This window comes from Falsiroseomonas oryzae (assembly GCF_027856955.1).
GTDB lineage: Bacteria > Pseudomonadota > Alphaproteobacteria > Acetobacterales > Acetobacteraceae > Falsiroseomonas > Falsiroseomonas oryzae.
The window spans coordinates 1-9,465 of sequence record NZ_JAPSMD010000205.1 but is presented as its reverse complement, the minus strand read 5'-3'; the positions used below and the strand labels follow the sequence as shown (position 1 = coordinate 9,465).

General features: G+C 68.3%; 10 protein-coding genes. 7 read left to right on the top strand and 3 right to left on the bottom strand.

Annotated features, from left to right (window positions below):
- Nucleotides 1–5 precede the first annotated feature (5 nt).
- On the bottom strand, nt 6–899 hold the full coding sequence (locus OZN99_RS18350; RefSeq protein WP_270936716.1) for a YsnF/AvaK domain-containing protein: 894 nt from the start codon (nt 897–899) through the stop codon (nt 6–8).
- 230 nt (nt 900–1,129) lie between these two features.
- On the opposite strand from OZN99_RS18350, the gene OZN99_RS18345 reads away from it, so the two are divergent.
- The 4 genes from OZN99_RS18345 to OZN99_RS18330 all read left to right on the top strand — a co-directional run bounded on the left by OZN99_RS18345 (nt 1,130) and on the right by OZN99_RS18330 (nt 4,804).
- A complete protein-coding gene (locus tag OZN99_RS18345) occupies nt 1,130–1,423 on the top strand; it encodes a hypothetical protein (protein WP_270936715.1) in 294 nt (97 codons plus the stop codon).
- A 3-nt stretch (nt 1,424–1,426) separates the two neighbouring features.
- The gene (locus tag OZN99_RS18340; RefSeq protein WP_270936714.1) at nt 1,427–2,575 is read left to right on the top strand and encodes a glutathionylspermidine synthase family protein; all 1,149 of its coding nucleotides are present in this window, start codon (nt 1,427–1,429) and stop codon (nt 2,573–2,575) included.
- Nucleotides 2,576–2,606: 31 nt separating this feature from the next.
- Nucleotides 2,607–3,008, top strand: coding sequence for a DUF350 domain-containing protein (locus tag OZN99_RS18335; RefSeq protein WP_270936713.1), 402 nt, complete (start codon nt 2,607–2,609; stop codon nt 3,006–3,008).
- 197 nt (nt 3,009–3,205) lie between these two features.
- On the top strand, nt 3,206–4,804 hold the full coding sequence (locus OZN99_RS18330; RefSeq protein ID WP_270936712.1) for an MAC/perforin domain-containing protein: 1,599 nt from the start codon (nt 3,206–3,208) through the stop codon (nt 4,802–4,804).
- Between the two features lie 128 nt (nt 4,805–4,932).
- Here OZN99_RS18330 and OZN99_RS18325 read toward each other — a convergent pair whose 3' ends face one another.
- Both OZN99_RS18325 and OZN99_RS18320 read right to left on the bottom strand, forming a co-directional pair.
- Complete coding sequence (locus tag OZN99_RS18325) at nt 4,933–5,301, bottom strand: hypothetical protein (protein ID WP_270936711.1); 369 nt, start codon at nt 5,299–5,301, stop codon at nt 4,933–4,935.
- A 108-nt stretch (nt 5,302–5,409) separates the two neighbouring features.
- Entirely contained in the window at nt 5,410–5,790 is a 381-nt protein-coding gene (locus OZN99_RS18320) for a hypothetical protein (protein ID WP_270936710.1), read from the bottom strand.
- 397 nt (nt 5,791–6,187) lie between these two features.
- On the opposite strand from OZN99_RS18320, the gene OZN99_RS18315 reads away from it, so the two are divergent.
- The 3 genes from OZN99_RS18315 (at nt 6,188) to OZN99_RS18305 (ending at nt 9,355) form a co-directional block, all read left to right on the top strand.
- Nucleotides 6,188–7,060: an endonuclease/exonuclease/phosphatase family protein gene (locus OZN99_RS18315; protein ID WP_270936709.1), complete on the top strand. Its 873-nt coding sequence runs from the start codon at nt 6,188–6,190 to the stop codon at nt 7,058–7,060.
- Nucleotides 7,061–7,234: 174 nt separating this feature from the next.
- Entirely contained in the window at nt 7,235–8,461 is a 1,227-nt protein-coding gene (locus OZN99_RS18310) for an MFS transporter (protein ID WP_270936708.1), read from the top strand.
- A gap of 12 nt (nt 8,462–8,473) precedes the next feature.
- Nucleotides 8,474–9,355, top strand: a complete 882-nt coding sequence (locus tag OZN99_RS18305) for a polyphosphate kinase 2 family protein (RefSeq protein WP_270936707.1) — start codon at nt 8,474–8,476, stop codon at nt 9,353–9,355.
- The last annotated feature ends 110 nt before the right edge of the window (nt 9,356–9,465 follow it).

The window sequence follows — 9,465 nt, the reverse complement described above, 5'->3', positions numbered from 1 at the left end:
CCGGCTCAGCCCTTGCGGCCGCCCGGCGCGGGCTGGCTCGAAGCTGCCTCCTTCGCGGCGGCCTCGCGGCGGCGGCGCTCCTCATTCGCCTGGTCGGACGCCGTCTCGGCACGCTGCCGCGTCGTCTCGGCCGCCGCACGGGCCAGGGCCTCGGCCTGCTGGCGCGCCGCCTCCTCGACCTCCTGCGCCTGGCCGGGGGCGGGGAGTTCCGTCGCCGCGGCCTCGATCGCGCCGCGCGCCGAGCCCTCGTGCTCCACCTCGACCACGTCGCGGCGCAGCGTCTCGCGCACGCGGGCCTTCCGCTCGCTCACCTCGCGGCGGAGCACGACCTCCTCGGCGACATGGACGGTCTTCCAGACCTGCGGCACCTGGCGGCTGTCGGTCATCTCGACGACCGTCTCGGTCAGCACCTCGGCCTGGCCGGCGGCGGCCTGCGCGGAGCCCGGGCGACGTTCCACCACCACGCGCTCGTCGCGCAGCGTCACCTCCTGCTCGACCGGCTGCGCCACGACCCGACGGCGGATGCGCGTGGTCTCGCCCAGCACCGTGCGCGTGCCGATGTTCAGCCGCTCCTCGCCCACCGGCACCACGGCCGAACCCTCGGCGCCCGTGGCAAAGCCGGTGGCCGTCACCCGCGTGTCGCTGCCCGGGCTGTAGACCGAGAGCGAGGCGAGGGAGGCGCGCTGCATCTGCAGCATCAGGTCCCACCAGGCCATGCCCGCGGTCATCGCCGTGTCCAGCGCCGTGCCGGCGGCGCGCCCGGCCGCGCGCTCCATGTGGATGGCGCTGCGCTCCGTGGCCCGCCCCATGATCTCGGTGGAGCGCTGCATGGCGCGGCCCATGCCGGCCGTGGCGCGTTCCGCGGCACGCGCCTCGCGCTGAATCGTCGTGTCAGACATCGTCGTCCCTTTCTGAAATCGATCCGTCGATCGCCCGCACCGGGGGCGCCGGGCGGCAGCGTGCGGCGCCTGCGGACTGCTGCGCTCCGCTGGAATGCCGCACTGCACACTCAACGCGTGCCGCGGGGGAGGTTGCGTGATGAATCCGCGTCCGGCACGGCGAAATCCCGGGGCGCGCGCCGCCGTGGGACGCTCTCGCCTTGGCGGGCCCGCGCTGTTACGCTGGCGGCGTGAAGCGGACCAAGGTCATCCGGCTCGTGCTGCTCGGCGGTGGCGTCGCGGCCATGCTCGCCTCCTGCGGGGACAGCCGCCAGCGCGAGGCGTGCGAGCGCGCCCGGGCCGAGCTGCGTCCGGATGCGGAGCAGATCTGCCAGCGCAGCAGTTCCTCCTCTCGCAGCAGCAGCTATATCGGCGGCTGGACCTCCGGCCGCACCTCGGACAGCCGCAGTTCCACCGCGGCCCCCGCCTCTTCCAGCCGCGGCGGCTTCGGCTCCTCCGCGTCCTCCTTCTCCTCAAGTTCCTGAGCGATGCGGCGCGTCGCCCTCGCCGCCCGGCCGGACCTGCGCGAGCGCGCGGCCAAGCTGGGCTTCGCCTTCGCCGAGATCGCCGGCGAGCCCTATTGGGACGAGACCGCCTGCTACGCCTTCACCGCCGCGCAGGTGGACGTGCTGGAGGAGGCGACGGCCGAGCTCGACCGCCGCTGCCTGGAGGCGGTGGCGCATGCCGTCACGCACGACCTGAACGGGCCGCTCGGCATCCCCGACGGCGCCTGGCCCATCGTCAAGTCCTCCTGGCAGCGCGGCGAGCCGACGCTCTACGGCCGGATGGACCTGCGCTGGGACGGCAGCGGCGCGCCGAAGCTGCTGGAATACAACGCCGACACGCCGACCGCGCTGTTCGAGGCGGGGGTGGTGCAGTGGGAATGGCTGGAGTGCCTCGCCGCGAGTGATGGTGTCACGCGGGACGCGCGCGGCGGAAGCGTGCGCGACCAGTTCAATTCCATCCACGAGACGCTGATCGCCGCCTGGCCGGCGCTGGGCCTGCCATCCGTGGTGCACTTCGCCTGCGCGCGCGACAGCACCGAGGACCGCGGCACGGTGGACTACCTGCGCGACACCGCGATCCAGGCCGGCATCGAGGCGCCCTTCCTGCACATGGACGAGATCGGCTGGAACGGCAGCTCCTTCCGCGACCTGGAGGAGCGGGAGATCCGGGCGATCTTCAAGCTCTATCCCTGGGACTGGCTGCTGCGCGAGCAGTTCGGCAACCACGTCGGGCGGGCGAACACGCGCTGGATCGAGCCGGCCTGGCGGCTGATCCCGTCCTCCAAGGCGTTCCTGTCCCTGCTCTGGCACCTGTTCCCGGACCACCCCAACCTGCTGCCGGCCTTCCTGGAGCCCGGGAAGACGGGCGGCCCCGAGATCTCCAAGCCGCTCTGGGGGCGGGAGGGTGCGAACGTGGTCGCGCCGGGGATCGAGACGGAGGGTCCGTATGCCGACCAGCCGCGCGTCTGGCAGGCTTATGCGGAGCTGCCCTGCTTCGACGGGCGCTATCCCGTGCTGGGCAGCTGGGTCGTCGCCGGCACGCCCTGCGGCCTCGGCATCCGCGAGGACGCGACGCCGGTGACCCGCGACACCAGCCGCTTCGTGCCGCACTACTTCGAGCCCGCCTCGTGACCCGCCTCGTGCCCCTGGGGGAGACGCCCGCATGACCAGCCTCGCCACGCTGCCGGGCTTCCTGGCCTATTTCGTCACCGGCATCGTGCTGCTGGGCGGCGCCATGGCGATCTACCTGCGCGTCACGCCGCATGCCGAGATCGCGATGATCCGTGGCGGCAATGCCGGCGCGGCGATCGCCTTCGGCGGCGCCATGATCGGCTTCTGCCTGCCCATCGCCTCCGCCTTCTCGCATTCGGTGAACATCGTGGACGCGGCGGTGTGGAGCCTGGTGGCGCTGGCGGTGCAGATCGGCGTGTTCTTCGTGGTGGCGAAGGTGCTGGGCAGCGACTGGCGGGCCGCGATGGAACGCGGCGAGGTGGCGGGCGCCATCCTGAAGGCGAGCGCGTCCGTCGCGGTCGGGCTGCTGAACGCGGCGTGCCTGTCCACCTGATCTGCCAGCGTTGAGGGCCTGGTTCGCCTGCAGCGGCGCGACGCTGCTGGCGCGCGATGTGGACAGAATTTTGCCGGTTGCATCGGTCTGGACAGGTGTCGGTGCCCACGTGCACTCTGGTAACGATGGGTGGCCTGCGGTCAGAGCCGTCGTCCATCCTTCGGGCAGCAATCGACGAATATTGAGGAGACGGCATCGTGTCATCAGATGAAATCATAAGTGGTGTGAGCTTCCTCGGCAGAGGGGTGGATCTTCTGGAGCTGGATCCGTTCAATGTCGCAGGATCCTGCAAGCTCGCCAATCTGATACTGACGACCAAAGACGAAACTTACGAAAAGGAAGGCCATACTATTCCTAGCGGCCTTGAGGTCTTCTTCAGTCCCAGCACGACTGTCGAAGGTGGTGAAAGAATGATGTCCAACAGCTATGATTTCCAGAAGGAATTCAGTGAATCCATAACGGCGAACGCTGGCGTCGATGGGTTGTTCGAATTCTCCGCAAGCTCGACCGTCAAGACCACGGCTCAGCAGTCAGCGTCCCGCAAGGAGGTCTTCACGTTCCTCACGGTGAACCACACCGTCTGCATCGCGACGCTGGATCTGGACGGTGTGCAAGCCAGCAACCTCCAGCTGAACAAGAACTTCATCGCCGCGGTGAAGGCGCTTCCGACCAAGGCAGACCGCGCGGCCTATCGCGCTTTCATCAAGACGTTCGGAACGCACTACTTGCATACGGTGACCCTGGGCGGGATGGCGTATTCGAAGATCAGCACTGCCTCGGCATCACAATCGGATACACTCGCCACATCTGAAACCTTCAAGTCCGACGCGCGCTTTACCGGGTGCGAGTCAAAGCTCGGCGTCGAACGGGAATCCCAGATCGCCGAGCAGAAGAAGAACGATGCGAAGAGCAAGGTGCATCGCAGCCTGATCCAGTATGTCGGCGGGATCGGGAATCCCGAGGCGGTCGACAAGGGTTGGGTCGAATCGGTGGAGAAGAAGCCGGTCCCGATCATCGGAACCCGGAAGAACCCCGGCAATTTCGAGATGCGCCGGGTCTCGACCTTGCTGGTCAGTGCCCTTCTTAAGGATGAGGAGGCAGCAGACCTCGCCGCAAAGCGCAGACTGCTCGATGACGAGACGAGCAGTTACATCACCGAGCGCGGCGGCGACGAGGGGGGGCGCATTCGCTACGGCCATCCGATCAGGCTCGAGGCGGCGGCCAACAACTTCCGTCTCTTCTACTGCCCGGATCGCAAGAATGGGCCTCACCTCTACGACCGGGACCCCCAAAATTCCCCAGAGACAGGCGCCACCGGAGCAGTTGCACGGGAGGCGATTATGATCGTGCATGGCCAGGGGCGGGCTGTAGGTGAAGACGTCTACTCCGGCGATCCGGTGACGCTGCAGATCATGGATCCGAAGACCTTCTTCACCTGGGACATCGTTCAGATCACCGGTGCTGGTAACCCGAACGCGGGCCAACTCACCGGGAGAGCTGCCTTTCATCCGGAGGCACGCCGCGCGGACGGCGAATACACAATCCGGGTCCGGGGCAGCGGGCAGCCGCTGGAGGGATCGGAAGCGCAGGAGAAGCGTCGGCCACTGGTGTCCGGCGATGTCATCATGCTCGCCCGCCACGACAAGCAGGTGGGAGCGTTCCTGTACTTGTCGACTGCGGGCCTTGGGGAGCTAGGCTGCAATGTCCGCCGCGTGTTCGAGGATCCGTTGTTCAGTGCCGTCGCCCGCTCCGATTCCGCCTTTCTCGTCATCCGGAACGCCAAGACTCCGGCGTGAGCGGGTCTTGCGCATGCCTTGACCGTCTCTTCTGCCCCGGCTGACAGGCGGCGTGCTGCTCTCTGCTGCGCGGTCGTGCCGAGAATTTTCGGCACGACCAGCAAAGACGCAGCCCCTGAACGTCTTCGCTAAAACCGGCCGTTCACGGCGTTGTTGAGTTCGCTCAGAATTCTCGGGTTTATGGTATCGTACAGCGCCTGTGCCGCCGCATGCTGAGGATGCGCCGTATTGCCCTTGATGGTATTTAGCGCCTTCAAGTAACCCATTGCGGCATCCTGCGCCACCTTAGCCGCGTCTTTTACCGCCTTCTTGGCGGCAGCTGTTTTCTCCGGCTTGGGGTCCAATCTATACTTTTCCTCAGTCTTTTCATATTCTTTTTTCTTTTCTTCGTACTTATCCAATTTGGGACCGAAATCGAGCGAGTCACTCAATTTCATCATGGAAATTTCCGACTTGTACTGCTTCTTTGCAGACGCCCATATGTCGCGCAAACTCATTGAAGGTCCTCCTGACTTGGTTGGGTGTGCACGCGTTGCGCTCGGTTCGCAGCTTGTCCGCGCGAACCACAAAGCGTGGCCATTATCGCTGCTGAGGCCGGCCGCTGGCTACTTTAGGTGGTCCGCAAGGCCCATCATTTCGCCCTTGTGGTGGTAGATCACCGCTCCCCACTCGGAGAGAGTGCCGGTAAGTTGACCCGCTTTCTTCAGCTTCTCCAATTTCTTTTCGACTTCCAGCAAGGACTTCCAGGCCTGCGCTGCCTCTTTTGCCATTGCCGCGCGGTTAGGAAGGTTTTTCAGCGCTGCCTTGTCGCCCGACGCCATCGCGCTAGGTGGTATCAAGATCTTGCTGGCCTTAAGAGCAGCTATCGACTTCTCGTATTTCCTGAGATCTTCGCCGATACCTGTGCCAAAATCTAGGATGCTGTTCTTGGGCGGAGCATGCTTTTTCCACCAGGCATCAGTGATATCCGCAATAGTGATCGTCATCTGTTTCCCCTTTCCCACGCTTCCGGGCGTGGTTGCTGCGCGCCGGTCGTTGCCAACCGGATGTCGTGACGAGTGTTGCTGACAGAGCCACTTTTTGCAACAGTTGCGGAACGGCGCCGAACGTCAGCGACGAGCTGATCCCGCTTGCCAGGCGCGTCGCAACACACCGCGCACCCTGCATTGCCAACAACGCCGACGCCGCGAAGGCACACGGCATGGCCTCGCAGGAGGCGTGGAGACGATGCGGATCGCGATGTGCGCGGCACGTCCCTTCCGCCATGCGTGCGGCGGCCGCGGTGACGGCCTCCCAACAGTTCACGGTCGAGGCGTAGCAGGTCGCCACCTGCATGGGATGGTCGGGCAGGACGCAGCGGTGGCGGGCTGCTAGCTTGTGCCGATGCGCCTCCCGTCTGTCCTGCTTCTCCTCCTGCTCGCCGCCCTGCCCGCCCGGGCGCAGCAGGAGATCAAGCTCGCCACCTGGAACATCGCCTGGCTCACGCTGAAGCCGGCCGGGCACCCCGACCTGCCGCGCGAACTGCGCGCACGGCTGCCGGAGGATTTCGCGCTGCTGCGCGGCTACGCCAACCGGCTCAACGCCGACATCGTCGCCCTCCAGGAGATCGACGGCGAGCAGGCCGCCGCGCGCGTCTTCGACCCGTCCAACTACGCGATCCACCTGACCGACGAGAGCGACGTCCAGCGCCCGGGCTTCGCCGTGCGGCGCACGCTGCGCGTCATCCCGCATCGCGACCTGGTGGAGCTCGACATCCGCGCCGGCGCGCGGCGCAGCCTGCGGCGCGGCGCCGACATCACGGTGGAAACGCGCGACGGCGCGCGGCTGCGCCTGCTCTCCGTCCATCTCAACGCCGGCTGCCGCGAGGACCCGCTGGAGTCCGGCCCGCCGGACTGCGAAGGCCTGGCCCGCCAGGCGCAGGTGCTGGCGCGCTGGGTGGAGGCGCGGCGGCGCGAGGGCGTTGCCTTCGCCATCCTCGGCGACTTCAACCGCCGCATCGGCCCGCGCGACGACCTGTTGCGCATCGTCGAGGGCGAGGCGCCGCTCGCGCGCCCGACCGCCGGCTTCGCCTCGCCCTGCTGGGCGGATGCGCGGGGCGGGCGGCCCTTCATCAGCCACATCCTGCTGGGCGGCGAGGCGCGCAACTGGCTGGTGCCGAACAGCATGGCCGTGCTGGTCTATGGCGAGCGCGACCGCAGCTTCCGCGACCGCCTGTCCGACCACTGCCCGGTCAGCGTGCGGCTGCGGATGCAGTGAGACTTGCCTTGCGAAGTGCTGACGCACTTCGCCCTCAATCGCCGGCGCGCGCCTCCGCGCGCTTGGCTGCGTCGTGCCGCAGGCACGCCAGCGGCGTGACGCACTCGCGGCGGCGGCCATTCGGCCGCTCGGCCTGCTGCGCAGGCCGCCAGGTCAGAGTCCGATGAGGCGCGCATGACCCACCCCTCCTTCGCGCGCCTCACCCTGCCGCTGGCGGGGCTCAACTTCGTCAACCAGGCGGCACGCACGCTGGTCGCGACGATCGGGCCGCTGCTGGCGGTGGAGTTCGCGCTCTCGGCCAGCCAGCTCGGGCTGCTGGCGGCGATGTTCTTCGCGGCCTATGCGGCGGCGCAACTGCCCGTCGGGCTGGCCATCGACTTCTGGGGCGCGCGGCGCGTGCAGGCCACGCTGGCGATCGTCGCCGCCAGCGGCTTCGTCATCTGCGCGCTGGCGCCGGGGCCGCTGCTGCTGGCGGTCGGCCGCGTGGTCACGGGCTTCGGCATCTCCGCCGGGCTGATCGCGATGCTGAAGGTCAACTCGCAGTGGTACCCGAAGCACCGGGTGGCCGCGATGACGGGCCTCGGCGTCTTCGTCGGCGCGCTGGGCAGCCTGGCAGCGACAGTGCCGGCGGCGCTCCTGGTGCCGGCGCTGGGCTGGCGCGGCGTCTTCGCGCTGCTTGGAGTCATGGCGGCGGCGACCTCGCTCTGGATCTGGCTCTCCGTGCCGGACCACGGGCCGGGCGTGGTGCCGCAGCGCCGCAGCCTGGCGGCGGAGGCGCGGGAGTTCGGACGCATCTTCGCCAATGCCGGCTTCCTGCGCCTGGCGCCGGCCGTGGCGCTGCTCTCGGCCATGAACTTCACCTACCAGGGGCTCTGGGCCGGCCCCTGGCTGCGCGACGTGGGCGGGCTGGACGATGCGGGGCGCGCGACGCTGCTGCTGGTCTATGCGCTCGGCCTGATGGCCGGCAGCGCGGGGTTCGGGCAGGCGTCCTCGGTGCTGCAGCGGCGCGGCTGGGGACCGATGACGATGCCCTGGGTGGCGATGGGCGGCATGGCGGCGGTGCAGGCGGTGCTGATCCTCGATCCCTCGCACCATCCGGCCGTGCTTGCGCTGCTGTGGTTCGTCTTCGCGCTGTGCGGCGCGGCCGGCCCGACCGGCTATGCCGCGATCGGCCAGCGCTTCGGGGCGGAGCTCGCGGGCCGCGTCGCCACCGCGATCAACGTCGCGATGCTGGTGCTGGTCTTCCTGCTGCAGAACGCCATCGGCTGGATCCTGGACCTCTGGCCGCGCACCGCCTCCGGCGGCTGGGCGCCGGCCGGCTATGCCTGGGCCTTCGGCCTCACGCTGGCCTTGCAGGTGGCCTGCCTGGCCTGGATGCTGCGACCCGAACGCAATCGATGAGGGGGGACGCCGATGGAAAAGTCCGTCGAGAAGCTGCTGGCGCGCTACCGCGTGGACAGCGGAAAGGGGTTCCGCCTGAGGGACCACAAGCCCGATGACGATGGCGGGCTCGACCTGGAGAAGGACGGCTCGGAAGCGCTGCTGCAACGCGGCGTCCAGTACCTCTCCGAACAGCAGGACATGCTCTACGCGCAGGACCGCTGGGCCCTGCTCTGCATCTTCCAGGCGATGGACGCGGCCGGGAAGGACAGCGCCATCAAGCACGTCTTCTCCGGCGTGAATCCGCAGGGCTGCCACGTCGCCAGCTTCAAGGCGCCGGGACCGGAGGAGCTGGATCACGATTTCCTCTGGCGGCACCAGCAATGGCTGCCGCAGCGCGGCCAGATCGGCATCCACAACCGCTCCTGGTACGAGGAGGTGCTGGTGGCGCGCGTGCATCCGGCGGTGCTGGACCGCCAGAAGCTGCCGCCGCGCCTGGTCGGCAAGCAGATCTGGGACGAGCGGCTGGAGGATATCGCGGCCTACGAGCGCTACCTGGCGCGGCAGGGCGTCGTCGTCCTCAAGTTCTTCCTGCATGTCAGCCCGGAGGAGCAGCGCCAGCGCTTCCTCAAGCGCATCGAGGAGCCGGAGAAGAACTGGAAGTTCAGCGCCAACGACGTGCAGGAACGCCAGCACTGGGACGACTACATGAAGGCCTACCAGGCGGCGATCCGCGCGACCGCGGCGCCGCACGCGCCCTGGTACGTGGTGCCGGCAGACCGCAAGTGGTTCACGCGGCTGGTCGTGGTCGCGGCGATCTGCCACGCGCTGGAAGGGCTCGGCCTGCACTACCCGCAGGTGACGCCGGACCAGCGCCGCGGCCTGGTGGAGGCGCGGGAGGCGCTGCAGGGCTGATGCTGGCGCGGCTGCTGGCCAGCGGCCTGCCGATGCACCTGGCCGGCCTGGCCACGCCGCGCGCCGGCGCGGTGGAACGGCGCGGCCTGCGCTATGCGCCCGGCGCGCGC

Bases quoted from the DNA above. Each gene is read 5' to 3' on its own strand.
- OZN99_RS18350 (WP_270936716.1), bottom strand. From the start codon at position 899: ATGTCTGACACGACGATTCAGCGCGAGGCGCGTGCCGCGGAACGCGCC.
- OZN99_RS18340 (WP_270936714.1), top strand. From the start codon at position 1,427: ATGCGGCGCGTCGCCCTCGCCGCCCGGCCGGACCTGCGCGAGCGCGCG.
- OZN99_RS18335 (WP_270936713.1), top strand. From the start codon at position 2,607: ATGACCAGCCTCGCCACGCTGCCGGGCTTCCTGGCCTATTTCGTCACC.
- OZN99_RS18325 (WP_270936711.1), bottom strand. From the start codon at position 5,301: ATGAGTTTGCGCGACATATGGGCGTCTGCAAAGAAGCAGTACAAGTCG.
- OZN99_RS18320 (WP_270936710.1), bottom strand. From the start codon at position 5,790: ATGACGATCACTATTGCGGATATCACTGATGCCTGGTGGAAAAAGCAT.
- OZN99_RS18315 (WP_270936709.1), top strand. From the start codon at position 6,188: ATGCGCCTCCCGTCTGTCCTGCTTCTCCTCCTGCTCGCCGCCCTGCCC.
- OZN99_RS18310 (WP_270936708.1), top strand. From the start codon at position 7,235: ATGACCCACCCCTCCTTCGCGCGCCTCACCCTGCCGCTGGCGGGGCTC.
- OZN99_RS18305 (WP_270936707.1), top strand. From the start codon at position 8,474: ATGGAAAAGTCCGTCGAGAAGCTGCTGGCGCGCTACCGCGTGGACAGC.